This is a genomic window from Salipiger sp. PrR007, from assembly GCF_010499845.1.
In the GTDB taxonomy this organism is placed as follows: domain Bacteria; phylum Pseudomonadota; class Alphaproteobacteria; order Rhodobacterales; family Rhodobacteraceae; genus Salipiger; species Salipiger pacificus_A.
On sequence record NZ_JAAGOZ010000039.1, the window covers coordinates 161,001 to 182,867 of the forward strand.

General features: G+C 67.0%; 24 protein-coding genes. 15 read left to right on the forward strand and 9 right to left on the reverse strand.

Going from position 1 to position 21,867, the window contains the following annotated elements:
* Positions 1 to 23 precede the first annotated feature (23 nt).
* The 5 genes from G0Q01_RS17275 to G0Q01_RS17295 all read right to left on the reverse strand — a co-directional run bounded on the left by G0Q01_RS17275 (position 24) and on the right by G0Q01_RS17295 (position 4,149).
* Positions 24 to 887 (reverse strand): ferredoxin--NADP reductase, encoded by an 864-nt coding sequence (locus tag G0Q01_RS17275; RefSeq protein WP_164195488.1) that lies wholly within the window; start codon positions 885 to 887, stop codon positions 24 to 26.
* Positions 888 to 956: 69 nt separating this feature from the next.
* On the reverse strand, positions 957 to 1,334 hold the full coding sequence (locus G0Q01_RS17280; protein WP_164195486.1) for a DUF934 domain-containing protein: 378 nt from the start codon (positions 1,332 to 1,334) through the stop codon (positions 957 to 959).
* Positions 1,331 to 2,122 (reverse strand): phosphoadenylyl-sulfate reductase, encoded by a 792-nt coding sequence (locus G0Q01_RS17285; RefSeq protein ID WP_164195484.1) that lies wholly within the window; start codon positions 2,120 to 2,122, stop codon positions 1,331 to 1,333. Before G0Q01_RS17285 ends, G0Q01_RS17280 begins: the two co-directional genes overlap by 4 nt.
* A gap of 4 nt (positions 2,123 to 2,126) precedes the next feature.
* Entirely contained in the window at positions 2,127 to 3,794 is a 1,668-nt protein-coding gene (locus tag G0Q01_RS17290) for a nitrite/sulfite reductase (RefSeq protein WP_164213677.1), read from the reverse strand.
* 49 nt (positions 3,795 to 3,843) lie between these two features.
* Entirely contained in the window at positions 3,844 to 4,149 is a 306-nt protein-coding gene (locus G0Q01_RS17295; RefSeq protein ID WP_108966156.1) for a DUF2849 domain-containing protein, read from the reverse strand.
* A gap of 152 nt (positions 4,150 to 4,301) precedes the next feature.
* Between G0Q01_RS17295 and G0Q01_RS17300 the strand changes: the two genes are divergently transcribed.
* From G0Q01_RS17300 to G0Q01_RS17310, 3 genes are all read left to right on the forward strand, one after another.
* Positions 4,302 to 4,757: an Lrp/AsnC family transcriptional regulator gene (locus G0Q01_RS17300; protein ID WP_108966154.1), complete on the forward strand. Its 456-nt coding sequence runs from the start codon at positions 4,302 to 4,304 to the stop codon at positions 4,755 to 4,757.
* A gap of 12 nt (positions 4,758 to 4,769) precedes the next feature.
* Entirely contained in the window at positions 4,770 to 5,072 is a 303-nt protein-coding gene (locus tag G0Q01_RS17305; protein ID WP_164195480.1) for a SelT/SelW/SelH family protein, read from the forward strand.
* A gap of 88 nt (positions 5,073 to 5,160) precedes the next feature.
* On the forward strand, positions 5,161 to 5,586 hold the full coding sequence (locus G0Q01_RS17310; RefSeq protein ID WP_203595060.1) for an OsmC family protein: 426 nt from the start codon (positions 5,161 to 5,163) through the stop codon (positions 5,584 to 5,586).
* A 128-nt stretch (positions 5,587 to 5,714) separates the two neighbouring features.
* On the opposite strand, the gene G0Q01_RS17315 is transcribed toward G0Q01_RS17310, so the two are convergent.
* Both G0Q01_RS17315 and G0Q01_RS17320 read right to left on the reverse strand, forming a co-directional pair.
* A complete protein-coding gene (locus G0Q01_RS17315) occupies positions 5,715 to 7,187 on the reverse strand; it encodes a DEAD/DEAH box helicase (protein ID WP_164195478.1) in 1,473 nt (490 codons plus the stop codon).
* A gap of 247 nt (positions 7,188 to 7,434) precedes the next feature.
* Entirely contained in the window at positions 7,435 to 8,274 is an 840-nt protein-coding gene (locus tag G0Q01_RS17320; RefSeq protein WP_108967684.1) for a MoxR family ATPase, read from the reverse strand.
* A 271-nt stretch (positions 8,275 to 8,545) separates the two neighbouring features.
* Here G0Q01_RS17320 and dksA point away from each other — a divergent pair, with 271 nt between their 5' ends.
* Entirely contained in the window at positions 8,546 to 8,968 is a 423-nt protein-coding gene (gene dksA / locus G0Q01_RS17325; RefSeq protein ID WP_108966148.1) for an RNA polymerase-binding protein DksA, read from the forward strand.
* 108 nt (positions 8,969 to 9,076) lie between these two features.
* On the forward strand, positions 9,077 to 10,246 hold the full coding sequence (locus G0Q01_RS17330) for an FAD-dependent monooxygenase (protein ID WP_164213678.1): 1,170 nt from the start codon (positions 9,077 to 9,079) through the stop codon (positions 10,244 to 10,246).
* A gap of 18 nt (positions 10,247 to 10,264) precedes the next feature.
* On the opposite strand, the gene G0Q01_RS17335 is transcribed toward G0Q01_RS17330, so the two are convergent.
* Both G0Q01_RS17335 and G0Q01_RS17340 read right to left on the reverse strand, forming a co-directional pair.
* The gene (locus G0Q01_RS17335) at positions 10,265 to 10,732 is read right to left on the reverse strand and encodes a CreA family protein (protein ID WP_164195474.1); all 468 of its coding nucleotides are present in this window, start codon (positions 10,730 to 10,732) and stop codon (positions 10,265 to 10,267) included.
* 20 nt (positions 10,733 to 10,752) lie between these two features.
* Positions 10,753 to 11,235 carry a pyridoxamine 5'-phosphate oxidase family protein gene (locus tag G0Q01_RS17340; RefSeq protein ID WP_164195472.1) on the reverse strand — a complete coding sequence of 161 codons (483 nt, stop codon included), beginning with the start codon at positions 11,233 to 11,235 and terminating at the stop codon, positions 10,753 to 10,755.
* Positions 11,236 to 11,393: 158 nt separating this feature from the next.
* On the opposite strand from G0Q01_RS17340, the gene G0Q01_RS17345 reads away from it, so the two are divergent.
* From G0Q01_RS17345 to G0Q01_RS17390, 10 genes are all read left to right on the forward strand, one after another.
* Positions 11,394 to 12,557: an isovaleryl-CoA dehydrogenase gene (locus G0Q01_RS17345; RefSeq protein WP_164195470.1), complete on the forward strand. Its 1,164-nt coding sequence runs from the start codon at positions 11,394 to 11,396 to the stop codon at positions 12,555 to 12,557.
* Positions 12,558 to 12,562: 5 nt separating this feature from the next.
* Positions 12,563 to 12,865 carry a hypothetical protein gene (locus G0Q01_RS17350; RefSeq protein WP_164195468.1) on the forward strand — a complete coding sequence of 101 codons (303 nt, stop codon included), beginning with the start codon at positions 12,563 to 12,565 and terminating at the stop codon, positions 12,863 to 12,865.
* The gene (locus G0Q01_RS17355) at positions 12,862 to 14,436 is read left to right on the forward strand and encodes an AMP-binding protein (protein ID WP_164195466.1); all 1,575 of its coding nucleotides are present in this window, start codon (positions 12,862 to 12,864) and stop codon (positions 14,434 to 14,436) included. Before G0Q01_RS17350 ends, G0Q01_RS17355 begins: the two co-directional genes overlap by 4 nt.
* Positions 14,433 to 16,037: a carboxyl transferase domain-containing protein gene (locus G0Q01_RS17360; protein WP_108966137.1), complete on the forward strand. Its 1,605-nt coding sequence runs from the start codon at positions 14,433 to 14,435 to the stop codon at positions 16,035 to 16,037. Before G0Q01_RS17355 ends, G0Q01_RS17360 begins: the two co-directional genes overlap by 4 nt.
* Before the next feature lie 135 nt (positions 16,038 to 16,172).
* A complete protein-coding gene (locus G0Q01_RS17365) occupies positions 16,173 to 18,113 on the forward strand; it encodes a biotin carboxylase N-terminal domain-containing protein (protein ID WP_164195464.1) in 1,941 nt (646 codons plus the stop codon).
* Complete coding sequence (locus tag G0Q01_RS17370) at positions 18,110 to 18,772, forward strand: glutathione S-transferase family protein (RefSeq protein WP_164195462.1); 663 nt, start codon at positions 18,110 to 18,112, stop codon at positions 18,770 to 18,772. Before G0Q01_RS17365 ends, G0Q01_RS17370 begins: the two co-directional genes overlap by 4 nt.
* A 74-nt stretch (positions 18,773 to 18,846) precedes the next feature.
* Positions 18,847 to 19,701 carry a hydroxymethylglutaryl-CoA lyase gene (locus tag G0Q01_RS17375; protein ID WP_164195459.1) on the forward strand — a complete coding sequence of 285 codons (855 nt, stop codon included), beginning with the start codon at positions 18,847 to 18,849 and terminating at the stop codon, positions 19,699 to 19,701.
* Between the two features lie 27 nt (positions 19,702 to 19,728).
* A complete protein-coding gene (locus tag G0Q01_RS17380; RefSeq protein ID WP_164195457.1) occupies positions 19,729 to 20,520 on the forward strand; it encodes a crotonase/enoyl-CoA hydratase family protein in 792 nt (263 codons plus the stop codon).
* Positions 20,521 to 20,887: 367 nt separating this feature from the next.
* Positions 20,888 to 21,253: an NADH-quinone oxidoreductase subunit A gene (locus tag G0Q01_RS17385; protein WP_108966128.1), complete on the forward strand. Its 366-nt coding sequence runs from the start codon at positions 20,888 to 20,890 to the stop codon at positions 21,251 to 21,253.
* Positions 21,244 to 21,861, forward strand: coding sequence for an NADH-quinone oxidoreductase subunit B family protein (locus tag G0Q01_RS17390; protein WP_193989024.1), 618 nt, complete (start codon positions 21,244 to 21,246; stop codon positions 21,859 to 21,861). Before G0Q01_RS17385 ends, G0Q01_RS17390 begins: the two co-directional genes overlap by 10 nt.
* Positions 21,862 to 21,867 lie beyond the last annotated feature (6 nt).

The following is a 21,867-nucleotide window of genomic DNA, read 5'->3' on the forward strand; positions in this document are numbered from 1 at the left end:
TCCTTGTTGCCGGGTGGGGCGCCTCAGTCGAGGAAAGCCTTCTCCACCACGTAATGCTTGGGGTCCGAGTTGGCGCCCTCTTCGAGGCCATAGTCCTCGAACATCTGCTTCAGCTCGAGGTTGAAGGCGAGGTTGCCGCAGATCATCGCACGGTCGGTCTCGGGGTTCAGCGGCGCCACGCCAAGATCGGCAAAGGCCTCGCCCGAGCGCATCAGGTCGGTGATGCGGCCCATCTTCGGGCTCTCTTCGCGGGTGGTCGTCGGATAGTACTTGATCTTCTTCCAGAAGCCTTCGCCGATCAGCTCGTTCAGCAACTCGTCGGTCTTCAGGCTCTCGATCAGCGCGGCCCCGTATTCCAGCTCGCCCGCCTCGCGGCAGGTGTGGGTGATGATGACCTCGTCGTAATCCTCGTAGGTCTGCGGCTCGCGCAGCAGCGAGGCGAAGGGCGCAAAGCCGGTGCCGGTGGCAAAGAACCAGATGCGCTTGCCGGGCAGCAGCGCGTCATGCACCAGCGTGCCGACGGGCTTGGGGCGCAGGATGACTTCGTCGCCCACTTGGATATGCTGCAGTTTTGAGGTGAGCGGGCCGTCCTGCACCTTGATCGAGTAGAATTCCAGCTCCTCGTCCCAGGAAGGCGAGGCGATGGAATAGGCGCGCAGCAGCGGCTTCTGCTTGCCGGTCTTCGGATCGGGATCGCCCATCAGGCCGATCATCACGAATTCGCCCGAACGGAAGCGCAGGCTAGCAGGGCGGGTGACGCGGAAAGAGAAAAGCCGGTCGGTCCAGTGCTTCACGAAGGTGACACTCTGGGCGTCGGGAAGCACCATCTTCTTCGGCGCGTCGGCTTTCGCTGCGGTGGCTTCGTTCACGGGTTTCAACTCTGTCATTGTATCTCTTGCCGGCCGATCAGCCGGTCCCTTGGCTATATCTGTGATGCAGGTCAGGGGAAAGGCGTCTTAGCCGCGCACCCGCGACTGGTAGTCGTGCTTTTGCCAGTCCGCGCGGAATTTCCACTCGTCCTCTGGCTGGCGGGCGGCCAGCTCGTCCGAGATCTCGACCTCGTCGAAGCCCGAACGGCGGGCCATGGCGTATTGGTCCGAGATCACGTGACCGGCGGCGCGCAGCGTGCCGGTGAAGCCGCGCAGGCGCAGCAGGCGTGCCAGCGTGAAGCCGCGCCCATCGGCGAAGCTCGGGAAGGCAATGCGGACATGCGTGGTGTTGTGCGGAACTTCCAGCGCCGCGGGGTCGGTGTCGGAGGGCAGGTCCAGCACGGGGGCGTCCTGAGCTTCCCAGGTGTCGGGGCCGAAGCCCTCGTCGGTCACGATGACGGTCATTGGCTCTGTCCTTCTCTCACGGCCTGGCCATTGATGAAATGGATGCCGCATTCAACCTTGTCTTCGCCGCGCCAGCGTCCGGCGCGGGGGTCCTCTCCGGGCGCGACCTTGCTGGTGCAGGGCGCGCAGCCGATCGAGGGGTAGCCCTGCGCCACCAGCGGGTGCCGGGGCAGGCGGTTCTCGTCCATGTAGGCGCCGATGTCCTCGGGCGCCCAATGCGCCATAGGGTTCACCTTGATGCGCCCGGTTTCCTCTTCGAGCTCGAAGAACTCGAGCCCTGCGCGGGTCTTCGACTGGTAGCGCTTGCGCCCGGTGATCCAGCCGTCGAACCCGCCGAGCGCCTGCTCGAGCGGGAAGGTCTTGCGCAGGGCGCAGCAGGCGTCCTTGTCCGAAAAGCGCAGCGCGCCGTAGGGGTCGCGGGACTGCAGCAGCGCCTCGTCTGTGCGGATCACCCGCACGTCCGACAGCCGCAGCCGTTCGGAGATCTCGAGCTGGTACTCCAGCGTCTCGGCAAAGAGCAGCCGCGTGTCGATGAACAGCACCGGAGTGGTGCGATCCACCACCGCCACGAGGTGCAGCAGCGCCACCGATTCCGCCCCGAAGGACGAGACCATGGCGATGCGCCCTGCCTCGGGATCGCGCAGGGCCCCCTCCAGAACCGCGGTCGCGCCGTGGTGCCGGTAGCGCGCATTGAGCGCGTCGACCCGGGCGCGCAGCTCTGCCAGCTCATCGGGCAGCAGAGCCTTCGCGCCTGTTTCGGGCGTGTTGGGAGGCAGTTGGAGGGTCATCGCCTCAGGCTGCCTCGGCGTTCTTCTCGGTCTCGTAGAGCGCTTCCTTGAAGGGCGCCATGCCGAGCCGGCGATAGGCCTGCAGGAAGGTCTCCTCGGGGCTCTCGCGCTGCTCGAGATAGGCGTCCACCAGCCGCTCGATGGCGGGCACGATCTCTTCGTAGGAGAAACCCGGACCGGTGCGCTCGCCGAGCGCGGCGGTCTCGGTGGCATCGCCGCCGAGAGTGATCTGATAGGTCTCGACGCCGCCGCGATCCAGCCCGAGGATGCCGATATGGCCCACGTGGTGGTGGCCGCAGGCGTTGATGCAGCCCGAGATCTTGATCTTCAGGTCGCCGATCTCGTGCTCGGTCTTGAGCTCGTCGAACCGGGTGGCGATCTGCGTGGCGATCGGGATCGAGCGGGCCGTGGCCAGCGCGCAGTAATCCATGCCGGGGCAGGCGATGATATCGCTGATCTTGCCGATGTTGGCAGTCGCGAGCCCATGCGCCTTGAGGATCTGGTGCAGCTGCGGCAGGTCCGACTTATGCACATGCGGCAGGATCACGTTCTGCTCGTGGCTGATGCGCAGCTCGTCGTGGCCGAAGCGCTCGGCCAGATCCGCCAGCACGCGCATCTGCTCGGCCGAGGCATCGCCCGGCGTCTGGCCATGCGCCTTGAGCGAGACCTGCACGATGGCATAGCCGGGCGCCTTGTGCTCGGCGAGGTTGGTGTCGGCCCAGGAGCGGAACACCGGGTCGGCGTCATAGGCCGCGGCGAAGTCGTCCTCGGGGGCATCGCGGAACGCGGGCGCGCCGAAGCTTTCCTTGATCTCTTCGAAGAGATCAAGGTCGGCACCGTTGAAGGCCGCCTTGGTCTCGGCAAAGCGCTCGGCGACGAGGCGCTGGATTTCCTCGATCCCGTGCTCGTGCACGGTGATCTTGATGCGCGCCTTGTACTTGTTGTCGCGGCGGCCGAGCAGGTTCCAGACGGAGACGGTGGCCTCGACGAAGGGCAGCAGGTCATCCTGCGCCACGAAATCCGAAAGCACCTTGCCGATCATAGGGGTGCGGCCGAGGCCGCCGCCGACGAGCACGCGGTAGCCGACCTGACCGTCCTTCGTGACGATCTCGATGCCGATGTCATGCGCCTTGATCACCGCGCGGTCGTTCGGCGCGCCGGTGACGGCGATCTTGAACTTGCGCGGCAGGAACTGGAATTCGGGGTGATCGGTCGACCATTGCCGCAGCAGCTCGGCCACCGGGCGCGGGTCGGCGATCTCGTCGGCGGCGGCGCCAGCGAAATGGTCCGCGGTCACATTGCGGATGGTGTTGCCCGAGGTCTGGATGGCGTGCAGGTTCACCTCGGCCAGCGCGTCGAGCATGTCCGGCACGTCCGAGAGCTTCGGCCAGTTGTACTGGATGTTCTGGCGCGTGGTGAAATGGCCGTAGCCCTTGTCCCACTTCTCGGCCAGCAGCGCGAGCTGGCGCATCTGCGCGCTCGACAGGGTGCCATAGGGGATCGCCACGCGCAGCATGTAGGCATGCAGTTGCAGGTAGAGACCGTTCATCAGGCGCAGCGGCTTGAACTCGTCCTCGGTGAGGTTGCCGGCGATGCGGCGCTCGACTTGGGAACGGAACTGGCGGTTGCGTTCCTGGATGAAGGCGGTGTCGAACTCTGTGTAGCGGTACATCTGGGTCTCCTGCGTCTGGCCTGGTCGCTGCGTGGGGGAAGGCGCCGGGTCAGGCGTCGGCTTCGGCCTGCTTGCCGTGGAAATAGTTCGAGGGGCCGGTGCGGCGGAAATCCTCGCGGAAGTGCGTCGGCTCGGCGCCGTTGGCCCCCAGCTTGACGTCGGCGAGGTAGACGCCCACCGTCTCGGCGGCGCGCGCCTGCGCGTCCAGAAGGCGCATCTGCGCAATGGCCTCGTCGGTGATCACCTCGGCCTTGGCAAGATCGCGCACCCAGCTGTCATCGGCTGCGAGGTAGATCACGTCGCCTTCGATCAGCGCGTTGGCGGTGACGACCTTGGGCGTGAAGGGCTTCGGCATCGGGATACACTCCGGGAGGGGGTTCGTTGCCATTCAATATAGAATTTTGTCCCCCCTTGCGGCCAGAGGGGCGGAAATATAAGGACATACGTCCCGTCCTGTGGTTAAGGATGGTGCAGACGTTCCAACGCAGGCGAAAGGGCGGAACAGCCATGTCCATCGACGAGACCGACCGGAAAATCCTTCTGGAACTGCAGGAGGACGCGGGGCGCTCGCTGGACGAGATCGCCCGTGCCGTGGGGTCATCAAAGACCCCGGTTTGGAATCGCATCCGCAAGATGCGCGAGGCCGGGATCATCGGCCCGCAGGTGGTGATCCCCGACCCCGAGAAGCTGGGCTTCGAGGCCTGTTTCTTCGTGCTGATCCGCACCTCCGAGCACGAGGCCGACTGGCAGCGCAAGTTCCTCAAGGCACTGCGCGAGCGGCCCGAGGTGATGGAGGCGCATCGCCTCGCCGGCGAGATCGACTATATCCTCAAGGTGCGGGTTAAAAATGCCCGCGCCTACGATGTCTTCTATCAGGCGCTGATTTCCGAGGTGAAGGTCTACAACGTGACCGCGCTGCTCTCGATGGAAGAGATCAAGAACACCAACGCGCTGCCGCTCTGAGGAGGCCGCACCATGACCAATGCGCCGAAACCGCAGGTTTCCATCACCTATTGCACCGGCTGCAATTGGCTCCTGCGCGCCGGTTGGATGGCGCAGGAGGTGTTGCAGACCTTCGGGCAGGACCTTGGCGGCGTGACCTTGGTCCCCGGTTACGGCGGGGTCTACGAGATCTCTGTAGACGGCGTGCTGCTCTGGGAGCGCAAGCGCGACGGCGGCTTCCCCGAGCCCAAGGTGATCAAGCAGCGCCTGCGCGATGTTATCGACCCCACGCGCGACCTCGGCCATTCCGACCGGCCGACCGGCGCCGGAACATGAAGTTTTTCCGACAGGCGTGACCTCGCGCCCTGCTGCGCTAGGTTGGCGACCAGAGCCCCATGCGGGCAGAAAGAGGGAGACCCAAAAGATGATCAACAAGAGCGGATCCGCGAACTGGCAGGGCGGGCTCAAGGATGGGACGGGCACCGTCTCGACCGAGTCCGGCGTGCTGAACAAGCAGAACTACGGGTTCAACAAGCGCTTCGGCGACGAGGCGGGCACCAACCCCGAGGAGTTGATCGCCGCGGCCCACGCCAGCTGCTTCTCGATGGCGCTGAGCAACATCCTCGGCGACTACGACCTCAAGGCCGACGACATCTCCACCGTCGCCACGGTCACGCTGGAACAGGACGATGGCGGCTTCTCGGTGACCAAGAGCCACCTGAAGCTGACCGCTTCGATCCCCGGCGCCAGCGAGGAGACCTTCATGGAGGCGGCGAACAAGGCCAAGGCCGGCTGCCCGATCTCCAAGCTGCTCAACGCCGAGATCACCATGGATGCGACGCTGGCCTGACCTGGCGCAGGACGCGAGAGGCGGGGCCCCTCGCGCTTGCCTCCGGAATAAGCCCCGGCGCTGAACAATATCCCAGACGCAAAGAGCCGCCCCGAGGGGCGGCTCTTTCGTATCGGGATGAGACCGCTTCAGCTTGCGCGACGCTGCTCGAAGCTGAGCGCGATGAACTCGGGCATGTGATCGCCCATGCCCACGACAGTGCCTTCGCGCTCGCCCTTGCGGCCACGGCCGCGGGGCTTGTCGCTGTTGCGCGGAGCACGTTCCTGCCGCTCGGCCACCTCCGGTGCGGGCGCGGGTGCCGGTGTGGGGGCCTCGGCGACGGCCTCGGCCTTCGGAGCCGCATCGACCTTGGGCGCGGCATCGCTGCGCTCCGAGCGGCGCGAGCGAGACCGGCTGCGCCTGGCGGGCTTTTCCTCGTCCTGCGTGACCGGTGCGTCCGAGACAGGGGTGCCGCGGACCGGCGAATCGACGCGGGGGATTTCTTTCTGGAGCAGCTTCTCGACTTCCTCGAAGTTCTTTTCGTCCTTCGGCACGACGATGGTGAAGGCCTTGCCCTTGCGCCCGGCACGGCCGGTGCGGCCAATGCGGTGAACGTAATCCTCGGCGTGGCTCGGCACGTCGAAGTTGAACACGTGGCTGACCGAGGGCACATCGAGCCCGCGCGCGGCCACGTCGGAGGCGATCAGCAGACGGACCGAGCCGTCACGGAACCCGTCGAGCGTGCGGGTGCGCTGCGACTGGTCGAGATCGCCGTGGATCGGCGAGGCGTTGTAGCCGTATTTCTTCAGCGACTTGGCGACAATATCGACGTCGACCTTGCGGTTGCAGAAGATGATCGCATTGGTGCAGGCATCGCCTTCCTTGTCGATCAGCGCGCGCAGCACGGCGCGCTTCTCGGAGGCTTCGCGATCCTTGCGCGAGGCCTTGAAGAAGACTGCGCCCTGCTCGATCGTCTCGGACGCCGTCGCCTGCCGGGCGACTTCGATGCGCTCGGGGCCGGACAGGAAGGTGTTGGTGATGCGTTCGATCTCGGGCGCCATGGTGGCCGAGAAGAACAGCGTCTGCCGGGTGAAGGGCGTCAGCGAGAAGATCCGCTCGATGTCGGGGATGAAACCCATGTCGAGCATCCGGTCGGCCTCGTCGACCACCATGATCTGCACGCCGGTGAGCAGCAGCTTGCCGCGCTCGAAATGGTCCAGAAGGCGGCCCGGGGTGGCGATCAGCACATCGACGCCCTTGTCGATCAGCTGCTCCTGCTCCTTGAACGAGACGCCGCCGATCAGCAGCGCCTTGGTCAGCTTGAGGTGCTTGGTATAGACATCGAAGTTCTCGGCGACCTGCGCCGCGAGCTCGCGCGTCGGGCAGAGCACAAGGCTGCGCGGCATCCGTGCCCGGGCGCGGCCGCGCGCCAGCAGGGTGATCATCGGCAGCGTGAAGGACGCGGTCTTGCCGGTGCCGGTCTGGGCGATGCCCAACACGTCGCGGCCCTCGAGCGCGGGGGGAATGGCGCCTGCCTGGATCGGCGTGGGCGTTTCGTAGCCCGCCTCTTCGATGGCTTTCAGCACCTTGGGGTTCAGGTTTAGGTCGGTAAACTTGGTCATGTAGGTCCGATGCAATGCGGACTCTTGAACGTGGCCCGCGCGTCTGATGAAGGGCCCGGATGGCCCGAAAGAGCCGCCCGAGGGCAGCCATGATGCGGGCTTGTACCGGAAACAGACGGGAAAGGTCAATCTGTAGGGGGTTTGGGCGGCGAAAAGGGCTGTTTCAGCCAGTTCTGAGGCGCCGGGGACACGGATTCGCGACGTTTTGGTAGGCGCATTCGCAGGAATCTTCCACGGCGGCAGGGACTCAGCGCTGCCGCCGGGCCATGAAAGCGAGCCGCTCGAAAAGATGGACGTCCTGTTCGTTCTTCAAAAGCGCGCCGTGCAGCTTGGGCAGGGCGTCCGCCCCGTCGCGGCGCAGATCGGCGGCGTCCAGGTCCTCGGCCAGCAACAGCTTGAGCCAGTCGAGCACCTCGGAGGTCGAGGGCTTCTTCTTCAGCCCCGGCTGCTCGCGCAGCTCGTAGAACTGGGTCAGAGCCTCGGTCAGCAGGGCAGGCTTGATGCCGGGGTGGTGGACCTCGACGATGCGGCGCAGGGTCTCTTCATCGGGAAAGCGGATGTAGTGGAAGAAGCAGCGGCGCAGGAAGGCGTCGGGCAGCTCCTTTTCGTTGTTCGAGGTGATGATGACGATCGGGCGTTGGCGGGCGCGGACCGTCTCTCCGGTCTCGTAGACGTGGAACTCCATGCGGTCGAGTTCCTGCAACAGGTCGTTGGGGAACTCGATATCGGCCTTGTCGATCTCGTCGATCAGCAACACCACCTTGCCCGGCGCCTCGAAGGCCTGCCAGAGCTTGCCCTTGCGGATGTAATTGCCGATGTCATGCACCCGTTCCTCGCCGAGCTGGCTGTCGCGCAGCCTGCTGACCGCGTCATACTCGTAAAGCCCCTGCTGGGCGCGGGTGGTGGACTTGATCGACCATTCGAGCATCGGCAGGCCGAGCGCCAGAGAGACCTGCCGTGCCAGCTCGGTCTTGCCGGTGCCCGGCTCGCCCTTGACCAGCAGTGGCCGCTCGAGGGTGATCGCGGCGTTGACCGCCATGGTCAGATCCTCGGTGGCAACATAGGCCTCGGTGCCCTGGAAGTTCAGGCTGGGCTGCTCGGTCATGGGGCGCTCCTCCGCGTCTGTCCCAGAGAGGGATAGAGCCCCGCAAACTTCGCTTCAAGCGGCCTTTGAAGCCGCTTTGGAAAGGCGCTGTCACACGGCGGTTACAAAATGAGCAGCTGCCGAAGATTCGTCCGCGACCTATCCCATTGTGTAGTGACATGGGGGGGTGGGTAGGATAACAGCAGCCTCGCAAGGGGTACCGGTTCCGGTCAGGATTTCCTCGCCGGACACCGGTTATGAAGAGGGAGCAGAAATGAAGTCCGAGACTTTTCTGCCCGACGATTACCGTCCGGCCGAAGACGAACCTTTCATGAACGAGCGTCAGACGGAGTATTTCCGCCGCAAGTTGCTCGCGTGGAAAAACGACATCCTCGCCGAAAGCCGCGATACGATCGAGGCGCTGCAGGAAGCCACCCGGAACATTCCCGACGTGACCGATCGTGCCAGCGAAGAGACCGACCGCGCGCTTGAACTGCGCACCCGTGACCGTCAGCGCAAGCTGGTCTCCAAGATCGACTCGGCGCTGCGCCGGATCGAGGAGGGAGAATACGGCTACTGCGAAGTGACCGGCGAGCCGATCAGCCTCAAGCGGCTGGATGCGCGTCCGATCGCCACCATGAGCCTCGAGGCGCAGGAGCGCCACGAACGCCGTGAGAAGGTGCATCGCGACGACTGACCCGGCGGTGTCCCGGCCAGCGGTCGGGGTGTAATAGCTTGACAAGACAGGACGCCGGGGCCATTGGCTCCGGCGTTTTCCTTTTTCGCCTTTAGCGGGAGCGGCGGCGTGCCGGGCAAGTCAGTCACGATCATCGGAGGGGGCATCGGCGGGTTCGCCGCGGCGCTGGCGCTGCGCCAGCGCGGCTTCGAGGTGCGCGTGCTGGAGCAGGCCGAGGCGATCTCGGAGGTCGGCGCGGGCCTGCAGATCAGCCCCAACGGGCTGCGGGTCATCGCGGCCTTGGGTCTGGCCGACGACCTGCGCGCCGGTGCCTGCCGGGCCCGGGCGGTGTCACTGCGCGACCATCGTCGGGGCGCCGAGGTGCTGCGGCTCGATCTCGGCCGGCTCCCGGCGGACTCGGAGTATCACTTCGTCCACCGCGCCGACCTTATCGGACTGCTGTCGCAGGCGGCGCGCGAGGCGGGCGCGCAGGTGCGGCTGTTGCAGAAGGTCTCGGCGGTGCACCCGGGCACGCCGGCGCGGCTGGAGATGGCCAATGGCGATTCCTGCTCCGCCGACCTGGTGGTCGGGGCCGACGGGCTGCACTCGGTGCTGCGCAGCGCACTCAACGGCGTGGCGGCACCCTTCTTCACCGGCCAGGTCGCCTGGCGCGCTGTGGTGCCCAATCTCACCGGCCATCCGCCCGAGGCGCGGGTCCACATGGGGCCGGGGCGTCATCTGGTGAGCTACCCGCTGCGCGGCGGCAGGATGGTCAACCTCGTGGCCGCCGAAGAGCGCCGCGGCTGGACCGAGGAAGGCTGGTCGCAATTCGACGATCCGGCCAACCTGCGCGCTGCCTTTGCCGGGTTCGGCGGCGATGTCCCGCAACTTCTCGCCGCGGTGGACCGCCCCGGGCTCTGGGGGCTCTTCCGCCACCCCGTGGCGCGGCGCTGGTACGGCGAGGGCACGGCGCTCCTCGGGGATGCGGCGCACCCCACGCTGCCGTTCATGGCGCAGGGCGCGAACATGGCGCTGGAGGATGCTTTCGTGCTTGCCTGCTGCCTGTCGTCCATCGACGACCGGCAGGCAGCGCTGGCGCGCTACGAAGGGCTCCGCCGGGACCGCTGCGACAGGATCGTGGCGGCCGCGACGGGCAATGCTTGGAAATATCACCTGAAGAACCCGCTCGTGCGCGGGGTTGCGCACCTTGGCATGGGAATGCTCGGCCGCCTCGCGCCAGAGCGCATGCTCGGTCAGTTTGACTGGATCTATGGCTACGACGCGACACGGGTCGCCTGAGGCGTTACCCTTAGGCGCTCATTCGTCTGCCCATTTCGCATCGGTGCCATAAAGCGGCACCGTCGAGAGCGAGACCTTGGCCGATCCCTCGGTCAGCTCCGCCGCATGGGCGAGGTAGATCAACGTCTGGTTCTTCTCGTCATAGATGCGTTTCACCCGCAGCGACTTGAGAATGATCGAGCGCGAGGCGCGGAACACGTCCTCGCCATCCTTGTCGCGGTCAATGTCGCCGATCAGGATCGGCCCCGTCTGCCGACAGGAGATCGAGGCATTGGACGGATCCTCGAACCAGTTGCCCTTGGACAACCGGTCCAGGAGGCCGCGATCGAAATAGGCGATGTGGCAGGTTACGCCCTCCACCTTCGGGTCGGCAATTGCATCGATCTCGATGTCGTTGCCGACCCAGTCAACGCCGACCTCCCCGACCTGCTCTGCAAGCGTCACAGAGGGCAGCAGACACAGCAGCGCGAGGAGGGCGGGTTTCATGGCGGGTCTCCGTGGAAGTATCAGAACACCACCCGACCATGCGCGCCCACGTCGGGCGTGTCATCCGTCATCTGTGCCTTGGCGATCTCGTAAAGGAAGCTTGCACCGCCGTTGCTGACCCAGACCTCTCCCTCTTTCGGGGTCATCTTGATCAGCTGCACAGCCTCGTCGTCCCGCCCGTCCTCGAACCAGGCGCCGGCGACCACGCTCCAGATCTCGTCGAGCTTCTCCTCGTCGTTCGAGATTTCCGCCGTGCCGTAGATATTGGCGTAGAGATGCGCCTTGGTGTCGGCGACGTGGAAGCTCACCTCGCCGCTGCTCTTGGCCGCGCGGTCCGCGGCCGAGCCTTTGGCGGTGATGAACCAGATGGCATTCTCCTCCTTGTCGGCATGCGGTGCCATCGGCACCGGGCGTTCGCCGTCCGCCGCCAGCAGCCCGGCGCGCACATCTTTCAGCTGTTTCCAGAAGTCCTGTTTGAGCTCGCTCATGTCATCCTTGGCCATCTTGTCGCTCCTTTTGGTTTGTCATCGCCTCAACGCGCCTTCGGCGGCGCTGTTCCTTGAGATCACGGCAGGGTGACACGCCTTTGCTGTTGACGGCTGACGTGTGGCGGGATTAGATATGAACAAGCGTTCAATAACCGCCGGGGAGGGGCGAGCTTATGTTCAACGCGGTCATGACCTTTGACCTTGGAGAAGACGTCAACGCGCTGCGCGAGATGGTGCATCGCTGGGCACAGGAGCGGGTCAAGCCGATGGCGGCGCAGGTCGACCGGGGCAACGTGTTCCCGAACGAGCTGTGGCGTGAAATGGGCGAGCTGGGCCTTCTGGGCATCACCGTGCCCGAAGAGTTCGGCGGGGCGGGCATGGGCTACCTGGCACATGTCATCGCGGTCGAGGAGATCGCCCGCGCCTCGGCCTCGGTCTCGCTCTCCTACGGCGCGCATTCCAACCTCTGCGTCAACCAGATCAAGCTCAACGGTTCGCCCGAGCAGCAGGCGAAATATTTGCCCGGGCTGGTGTCGGGAGAGCATGTCGGTGCGCTTGCCATGTCCGAACCGAACGCTGGATCGGACGTCGTCAGCATGAAGCTGCGCGCCGAGAAGAAGAACGACCGCTTCATCCTCAACGGCAATAAGTACTGGATCACCAACGGGCCGGACGCCGACACCCTGGTGGTCTACGCCAAGACCGACCCCGACGCCGGGTCGAAGGGGATCACCGCCTTCCTCATCGAGAAGAGCATGACCGGCTTTTCGACCTCGCCGCATTTCGACAAGCTCGGGATGCGCGGCTCGAACACCGCCGAGCTGATTTTCGACGACGTGGAGGTGCCCTTCGAGAACATCCTCGGCGAAGAGGGCAAGGGTGTGCGGGTGCTCATGTCGGGGCTCGACTACGAGCGCGTCGTGCTCGCGGGCATCGGCACGGGCATCATGGCCGCCTGTCTCGACGAGATCATGCCCTACATGGCCGAGCGCAAGCAGTTCGGCCAGCCAATCGGGAATTTCCAGCTCATGCAGGGCAAGATCGCCGACATGTACACGGCGATGAATTCGGCCCGCGCCTATGTCTACGAGGTCGCCAAGGCCTGTGACCGCGGCGATGTCACCCGGCAGGACGCCGCGGCCTGCTGCCTCTATGCCTCCGAGCAAGCGATGGTGCAGGCGCATCAGGCGGTGCAGGCGATGGGCGGCGCGGGCTTCCTTGCCGATGCACCCGTGGCGCGGCTCTTCCGCGATGCCAAGCTGATGGAAATCGGAGCCGGTACCTCGGAAATCCGCCGGATGCTGGTGGGTCGCGAGCTGATGAACGCGATGGGCTGAGAAGCATGTCCCGGTCGCTCTGGTATGCCCCTGCGCTGGCGCTTCTCGCGCTGGTGGCACTGGTGGCCTACCGCGCCGGGACGCAGGCGGCAGAGCTGACGGAAACCGAGGCGATTGCCACGGCCGCCACGCTCTACGCCGAGACCGGCCCCGGGGGGGCCGCGAGAAGCGATTGCACGGGGCGCCCCGGAGAGGCGCCGGTCTGGATCGTGGTGACCTGCGCGCGGGAGGATCTGGCGCATGTCTACGAGATGGACCGGCTGGGGCGCATCCTTCACGCGCGGGTCAGGAGGGGGCCGCAGACATGAACCCATTGTTGCCCGAAGGCACCTACGAGGAGATGCGCGCGCGCTTCGACTGGCGCGTTCCGCCCCGGCTGAACATGGCGGCGCAGGTCTGCGACGATTGGGCGGCGCTGGCGCCGGACCGGGTGGCGATCCTCGAGCATGGCCGCAGCCCGGTGACCTATGGCGAGCTGGCGCTGCTGTCGCGCCGGGTGCAGGCCGCGCTCGAGGCGCGGGGCGCCGTGCGCGGCGACCGGGTGGGGGTGTTGCTCTCGCAATCGCCGCTCTGCGCCGCGGCGCATATCGCGGCGTGGCGGATGGGGGCGATCTCGGTGCCGCTCTTCAAGCTCTTCCGCGAGGACGCCTTGCGCTCGCGGCTCGGCGACAGCGGGGCGCGGGTGGTGGTGACCGATGAGGAGGGCGCCGGGATGCTGGCACCCTTCGATCTGGAGGTGATCACCGATCTTCCCGCAGAACCCTCCGAGAGCGCGATCGCCGACACCGGTCCCGAGGACCCGGCGATCCTCATCTACACCAGCGGCACCACTGGCAAACCCAAGGGCGCGCTGCATGGCCACCGGGTGCTCATGGGGCACCTGCCGGGAGTCGAGATGAGCCACGACCGGCTCGGCCAGCCCGGCGATGTGCTCTGGACGCCGGCGGACTGGGCCTGGATCGGCGGGCTCTTCGACGTGGCGATGCCTGGATTGGCGCTCGGGGTCCCCGTGGTGGCCGCGCGCATGGCCAAGTTCGAGGTCTCTGAGTGCGCGAATATCTGCGTGGACCACTCTGTAAGAAATGTGTTTTTTCCGCCCACGGCCCTGCGCATGCTGAAGGCGTCGGATGTGCGTATCCCGGGCCTTCGCTCCGTCGCCAGTGGCGGCGAACCGCTCGGCGCCGAGATGCTGGCCTGGGGCCGAGACGCCTTTGGCCTGACCATCAACGAGTTCTACGGCCAGACCGAGTGCAACATGGTGGCGAGCTCGGCCGGCACGCTTTTCGATCCGCGCCCCGGCTGTATCGGCAAGCCGGTGCCGGGCCATGAGATCGCGGTGATTGACCCCGAGGGTGTGCCCACCGGGGGCGAAGGCGACGTGGCGGTCCGCCGGGGGTCGGCCTCGATGATGCTGGAATACTGGAAAAATCCACAGGCCACGGCGGAGAAGTTCCGCGGCGACTGGCTGCTGACCGGGGATCGCGGCACCTGGGAGGGCGATTACCTGCGCTTCCTCGGGCGCGAGGATGACGTGATTTCCTCCGCCGGCTACCGCATCGGCCCGGCGGAGATCGAAGATTGCCTGATCACCCATCCGGCGGTTCTGACCGTCGGCGTGGTCGGCAAGCCCGATCCGCTCCGCACCGAGATCGTCAAGGCCTATGTCGTGCTGAAAGACGGCGCCGAGGCGGATGCCGACGCATTGAAGTCCTGGGTGAAGGAAAGGTTGGCAACCTATTCTTGCCCAAGGGAAATATCGTTTCTTGAGGCGCTGCCCATGACGGTCACCGGCAAGGTGATCCGCAAGCAGCTGAAGGCCCGCGCCACGGCTGAGGCCGAGCAGGAAGCGGGTCGCCCAAAGGTTCAGGAGGACACATGAAACTGCAATCCCAGGCCATCCCGTCCTCCGAGGCGTTCAAGGCCAACCGCGCTGGCCATCTCGAGGCGCTGCGGGTCATCGAGCAGGCGGCGGCGCAGGCGGCGGCGGGCGGCGGGCAAAGAGCCCGAGAGCGCCACGTCTCGCGCGGCAAGATGCTGCCCCGCGAGCGCGTCGCCAACCTGCTCGATCCGGGCGCGCCCTTCCTAGAGATCGGTGCCACGGCGGCGCATGGCATCTACGGCGGCGACGCGCCCTGCGCCGGGGTGATCGCCGGGATCGGCCGTGTCATGGGCCGCGAGGTCATGGTGGTCTGCAATGACGCCACGGTGAAAGGCGGTACCTATTACCCGCTGACCGTGAAGAAGCACCTTCGCGCGCAGGAGATCGCCGAGGAAAACCATCTGCCCTGCATCTACCTCGTCGACAGCGGCGGGGCGAACCTGCCCAACCAGGACGAGGTCTTTCCCGACCGCGACCACTTTGGCCGCATCTTCTACAATCAGGCGCGGATGAGCGCCAAGAACATCCCGCAGATCGCCGTGGTCATGGGCTCCTGCACCGCGGGAGGGGCCTATGTGCCCGCCATGTCGGACGTGACGATCATCGTTAAGGAGCAGGGCACGATCTTTCTTGCCGGACCGCCGCTGGTGAAGGCGGCGACCGGCGAGGTGGTCAGCGCCGAGGAGCTTGGCGGCGGCGACGTGCACACCCGGCTCTCGGGCGTGGCCGACTACCTTGCCGAGGACGATGCCCACGCGCTGGCGCTGGCGCGGCGCGCGGTGGGCGGGCTCAACCGGGTGAAACCGGCGGGGGTCGAATGGCAATCCCCCGAGGCGCCTGCCTATGATCCCGAGGAGATCCTCGGCGTCGTGCCCGCCGACCTGCGCACGCCCTACGACATCCGCGAGGTCATTGCCCGGCTGGTCGATGGCTCGCGCTTCGACGAGTTCAAGCCGCGCTACGGCGAGACGCTGGTCACCGGCTTTGCCCATGTCGAGGGGTGCCCGGTGGGGATCATTGCCAACAACGGCGTGCTCTTTTCCGAGGCGGCGCAGAAGGGCGCGCATTTCGTCGAGCTCTGCTCGCAGCGCGGCATCCCGCTGGTGTTCCTGCAGAACATCACCGGCTTCATGGTCGGGCGCAAATACGAGAACGAGGGCATCGCCCGCCATGGCGCCAAGATGGTGACCGCGGTGGCGACAACCAACGTGCCGAAGATCACCATGCTGGTCGGCGGCTCCTTCGGGGCGGGGAACTACGGCATGGCAGGGCGCGCGTACCAGCCGCGGTTCCTGTGGAGTTGGCCCAACAGCCGCATCTCGGTGATGGGCGGGGCACAGGCGGCGGGGGTGCTGGCGACCGTGAAGCGCGATGCCATCGAACGCTCGGGTGGCAGCTGGTCCGAAGCCGAGGAGGCGGCCTTCAAGCAGCCGACCATCGACATGTTCGAAGAGCAGTCGCACCCGCTCTACGCCTCGGCCCGGCTCTGGGACGACGGCTGCGTCGATCCGCGCAAGTCTCGCGCCGTGCTGGCGCTTTCGCTGAGCGCGGCGCTCAACGCCCCGATCGAGGAGACGCGCTTCGGCGTGTTCCGGATGTGATGGGGCGGTCTTGGACGTGCGAGGGCTCTGCCCTCATGAAGAGAGCGGGCTCTACCCCCGTCGCCTGCGGCGACTCCCCCGGGATACTTGGGCCTAGAAGAATGAAGATGACGGGACGCGGAGACGGAGGCGGCGATGTTTGACACCCTGCTGATTGCCAACCGGGGCGAGATCGCCTGCCGGGTGATGCGCAGCGCCCGGGCGCTGGGGCTGAGGACCGTCGCGGTCTATTCCGAGGCGGATGCGGGCGCGCGGCACGTGGCCGAAGCGGACCTCGCCGTCTGCATCGGCGGCGCGGCGCCCTCCGAGAGCTACCTGCGCGGCGAGCGCATCATCGAGGCGGCGCTGGCGACCGGAGCAGGGGCGATCCATCCCGGCTATGGCTTCCTGTCGGAGAACCCCGAGTTCGTCGAGGCAGTGGAGGCGGCGGGGCTGATCTTCGTCGGCCCCTCGGCCTCGGCGATCCGCGCCATGGGCCTCAAGGACGCGGCGAAGCGGCTGATGGATGCGGCCGGCGTGCCGGTGGTGCCGGGCTATCTCGGCGAGGATCAGGACCCGGCGCGGCTTGCCAAGGAGGCCGAGGCGATCGGCTACCCGGTGCTGATCAAGGCCGTGGCGGGCGGCGGAGGCAAGGGCATGCGGCTGGTCGAGACGGCGGGGGACTTCCCGGCGGCGCTCGAGGGCGCCCGGGCCGAGGCGCGCGGCGCCTTCGGCAACGAGGCGGTGCTGATCGAAAAATACATCACCGCGCCGCGCCACATCGAGGTGCAGGTGTTCGGCGATGGCGAGACAGCCGTGCATCTGTTCGAGCGCGACTGCTCGCTGCAGCGGCGCCACCAGAAGGTGATCGAGGAGGCCCCGGCGCCGGGCATGGGCGAAGAGATGCGCGCCGCCATGGGGGCCGCCGCCGTGCGCGCCGCCGAGGCGATCGGATACAAGGGCGCGGGCACGGTGGAATTCATCGTCGACGGCTCGCAGGGACTGCGGCCCGATGGTTTCTGGTTCATGGAGATGAACACCCGCCTGCAGGTCGAGCATCCGGTGACCGAGGCGATCACCGGCGTTGACCTCGTCGAATGGCAGCTGCGCGTGGCGGGCGGCGAGCCACTGCCGCTGGCGCAGGAGGAACTGAGCATTGCCGGCCATGCCTTCGAGGCGCGACTCTACGCCGAGGACGTTCCGGCGGGCTTCCTGCCCGCGACCGGGCGGCTGGCGCATCTTGATTTCCCCGAGGATGTGCGCGCCGACAGCGGCGTGCGCTCGGGGGATGTGATCTCGCCGCATTACGATCCGATGATCGCCAAGCTGATTGTGCACGGGCCGACCCGCGCCGTGGCGCTGCGCCGGCTGGCGCAGGGGCTGCGGCACACGCGGGTGGCGGGCACGGTGACCAACCTTGCCTTCCTCGGGGCGCTGGCAGAGCACGCGGGCTTCGCCGCGGGCGAGGTCGACACCGGGCTGATCGGGCGCGATCTCGATGCGCTGATCTCGGTGCCCGAACTGGCGCCGCAGGTGGTGGCCGAGGCGGCGCTGGTGCTGGCCGGTCTCGACGGTGCCGCGGGCTGGGACATGGGCTTCACCCTCTGGGCGCCGCTGGCGCGTTCGGTCCTGCTGCGCCGGGGCGAGGAGGAACTGCCCTGCGTGCTGCGGATGCGCAGCGCGGACATGGTCGAGATCGACGTGCCCGGCGCGACGGTGCTCGCCGCCCGCTCGCAGGGCCGCTGGAGCTTCGACGGCGGTCCCGCCGCCGGGCATTTCCGCGAGGATGGCCACGTCACGGTCTTTGCCCATTACGGGCTGCGCTTCGACCTCGTCGAGCCGCTCGACCGCGCCGCCGAGGCAGGCGCGGGCGGCAACCTCGTCGAGGCGCCGATGCCGGGCAAGGTGGTCGCAGTCTTTGCCGAGCCGGGGGCGCAGGTCGCAGCGGGCGACCGTCTGGCGCTGCTCGAGGCGATGAAGATGGAGCACACGCTGCGCGCCGCGCGCGACGGCATCGTCGCCGAGGTGCTGGTCGCGGCGGGGGCGCAGGTCGAGGCCGGGGCAGCGCTGATCCGTCTGGAAGAGGAAGAGGCATGATCCGCCTCCACCACGTGCCGCAGTCGCGCTCGATGCGGGTGCTGTGGCTGCTCGAGGAACTGGGGTTGCCCTACGAGCTGGTGAGCGAGCGCTTCGACAAGTCGCTGCGGCGCGAGGACTATCTGGCGCGGTCCCCCGCGGGGCGGGTGCCGGCGCTGGAGATCGGCGGCGAGACGATGTTCGAATCCGGCGCGATCATGGAATACCTCTGCGAGCTCTACCCCGAGAAAGGGCTGGGGCGGACACGGGGCGACGCCGAGCGCCGCGACTACCTTGTCTGGCTGCATTTTGCCGAGACCATGAGCCAGCATTGCGCGGCGCTCACCCAGCAGCACCTGATGCTGCGCGAGGATGCCATGCGCTCGCCGGTGATCATGCAGCTCGAGGCGGCGCGGCTCGGCAAGTGCTTCGAGGCGATCGAGGCGCGGCTGGCGCAGAGTGGCGAGCACCTGCTGGAGGGATTCTCGGCGGTGGATATCGCGGTGGGGCAGGCGGTTTACATCGGGCGCCATTTCCGCAGCATCGAGGGGCTGACACGGCTCGAGGACTGGTACGCGCGGATCACGGGACGCGACGCCTTCCGGCGGGCTTTGCCGGAGGAGGGCGCGCGGCTCTACACGCGGGACTTCTATCCGGCGTGGGAGATGCCAGCCAGCTGAGCGGCGCTGCGCGTGCGGCAGAGGCCGCGCCGTGCGTATCTTGAGAGAGAAGAAGGGCCGGGGAGGGGCGGACGATGGGTGAGTTTGTCGAGATCTTCGAGGTGGGGCCGCGGGATGGCCTGCAGAACGAGGCGCGGCTGATTCCGGCGACGGAGAAGATCGCGCTGGTCGACTGCCTCAGCCGCGCGGGGTTCCGGCGCATCGAATGCGCCAGCTTCGTCAGCCCCAAGTGGGTGCCGCAGATGGCGACCTCGGCGGAGGTCATGGCCGGCATTCGCCGCGCGCCGGGGGTGCGCTACGCCGCGTTGACGCCGAACATGAAGGGGCTCGAGGCGGCTCTGGCGGCGAAGGTCGACGAGGTGGCGATCTTCGGCTCGGCCTCGGAAGGTTTCAGCCGCGCCAATATCAATGCCTCCGTCGCCGAGAGTCTCGAGCGCTTCGCGCCGGTGGCCGACGCGGCGCGGGCGGCGGGCTTGCCGGTGCGGGGCTATGTCTCCTGCGTGGTGGAATGCCCGTATGACGGGATGGTGGCGCCGGAGCAGGTGGCGAAGGTGGCGCAGGCATTGCTTGCCATGGGCTGCTACGAGATCTCTCTGGGCGATACGATCGGCCGGGCGACCCCCGAGGCGGTGACGGCGATGTTGCAGGCGGTGACGCCGGAGGTGCCGCCGGCGCAGCTCGCCGGGCATTTTCACGACACCGGGGGGCGGGCGCTCGAGAATGTCGAGGCGGCGCTGGCCATGGGGCTGCGGGTCTTCGACGCGGCGGTCGGCGGACTTGGCGGCTGCCCCTATGCGCCGGGGGCGGCGGGCAACGTGGCGACCGAGGCGGTGGCGGACAGGCTGGCGGCGCTTGGATATGAAACCGGGCTCGACCGCGCGGTGCTGGACGAGGCGGCGGCACTGGCGCGCGGGATGCGCAACGGATGAGCCGCGGGGCGGCAAGGGAGACCTTAGATGGCATTGATCGAGACGCGCATCGACGCGCGCGGCGTGGCGGAGCTGGTGCTGAACCGGCCCGAGAAGCACAACGCGCTCTCGGCGCAGATGATGACCGAGCTGGTGGCGGCCGCCGGGGCGCTCGCGGCGGAAGACAGCGTCCGCGTGGTGGTGCTGGCGGCGGAGGGGGCGAGCTTCTGCGCCGGCGGCGATCTGGCATGGATGCGCCAGCAGTTCGAGATGGATGGTGACACCCGCCGCCGCGAGTCGCGGCGCATCGCCGAGGCGCTCGGCGCGCTGGCCGCGTTGCCGCAGCCGCTGATCGGCAAGGTGCAGGGCAATGCCTTTGGCGGGGGTATGGGCCTCATCTCGGTCTGCGACGTTGTGGTCGGCGTCGAGGGCGCGAAGTTCGGCTTCACCGAAACGCGGCTTGGCCTGCTGCCCGCCAATATCGGCCCCTATGTGATCGCCCGCATGGGCGGGACCAAGGCGCGGGCGGTCTTCATGAGTGCCCGTATCTTCGGCGCGCAAGAGGCGCAGGCGCTCGACCTGCTGAACCGAGTCGTCACGCCCGAGGCGCTGGATGCGGCGGTGGAAGCGGAGATCGCCCCCTATCTCGATTGCGCCCCCGGTGCGGTGCGCGAGAGCAAGGCGCTGCTGACCGCGCTGGCCGGAAAGGTCACGCCCGCGCAGGTGGACATGGCGATCGACGCGTTGGCCGCGCGCTGGGAGACTGCCGAGGCGCAGGAGGGCATCGCCGCCTTCTTCGACAAGCGTCCGGCGCCCTGGGCCGCGCCGAAGCGGGACTGAGCCGGCTGGTGCCGCAGGGCGGCCGCGCGCCGCGCTGCTTGTGCGCGTTTCCGCCGCGGCCGGCCTGCGGCGAGGACAATCGGATCTCGTTTCCGTGATCATGGCGCTTTCTTTGGCAGCGCGGGGTGGGTGAGTCTGCCTCTGCGCGGAGAATGTATGCAACGGTCGACGGAAAAAATGCCGAAACATCAGTGATTACCTTGCGGAATGCGAAGTATCTCATTGTCGTGAAAGCATTTTCAGCATCCGTGAATATCTTGAGCGGTTGTTGACCCGGCTCGCACTCGGCGATAAGTCACTCACAGCAAGGCAACAAAGCCATGGTCTCCGTGCCGCTAAGCGGTGCGCCTCGCAAAGGAGCCACATCGTGGACGAGATGCTGCGGGAATATCTTCCCATCCTCGTTTTTCTCGCCGTCGCCGTGGGCCTCGGTCTGGTGCTCATCCTCGCGGCCGTCGTGCTGGCGGTGCGCAGGCCCGACCCGGAGAAAGTTTCGGCCTATGAATGCGGGTTCAACGCATTCGACGACGCGCGGATGAAGTTCGACGTCCGGTTTTACCTGGTCTCGATCCTCTTCATCATTTTCGATCTCGAGATCGCCTTCCTCTTCCCCTGGGCCACCGCCTTCAAGGATGTGAGCATGGTTGGCTTCTGGTCGATGATGGCCTTCCTTGCGGTGCTGACCGCGGGCTTTGCCTACGAATGGAAGAAAGGGGCCCTGGAATGGGAGTGACCGACGAGACGCCGCTGGTGACAGAGGTTCAGGGCGATGGCCGGCAGGGGCCGCGCATCAAGTCCGCTCCCTCGGCCCCGGTCGCCTACGGGCTCAACACCGCCGGGGGCGACCGCGAGGTCGCGACGCAGGCGCTGAACCGCGAGCTGCAGGACAAGGGCTTCCTGCTGACCTCCGTCGATGACGTGATCAACTGGGCGCGGACCGGCTCGCTGCACTGGATGACCTTCGGTCTGGCCTGCTGCGCCGTCGAGATGATGCAGACCTCGATGCCGCGCTATGATCTCGAGCGCTTCGGCACCGCGCCCCGCGCCTCGCCGCGCCAGTCGGACCTGATGATCGTCGCTGGCACGCTGACCAACAAGATGGCCCCGGCGCTGCGCAAGGTTTACGACCAGATGCCCGAGCCGCGCTACGTGATCTCGATGGGCTCCTGCGCAAACGGCGGCGGCTATTATCACTACAGCTATTCCGTGGTGCGCGGCTGCGATCGGGTCGTTCCGGTGGACGTCTACGTCCCGGGCTGCCCGCCGACAGCCGAGGCGCTGCTCTACGGGCTCATGGCCCTGCAGAAGAAAATCCGCCGCACCGGCACGATCGTGCGCTGAGCGCGG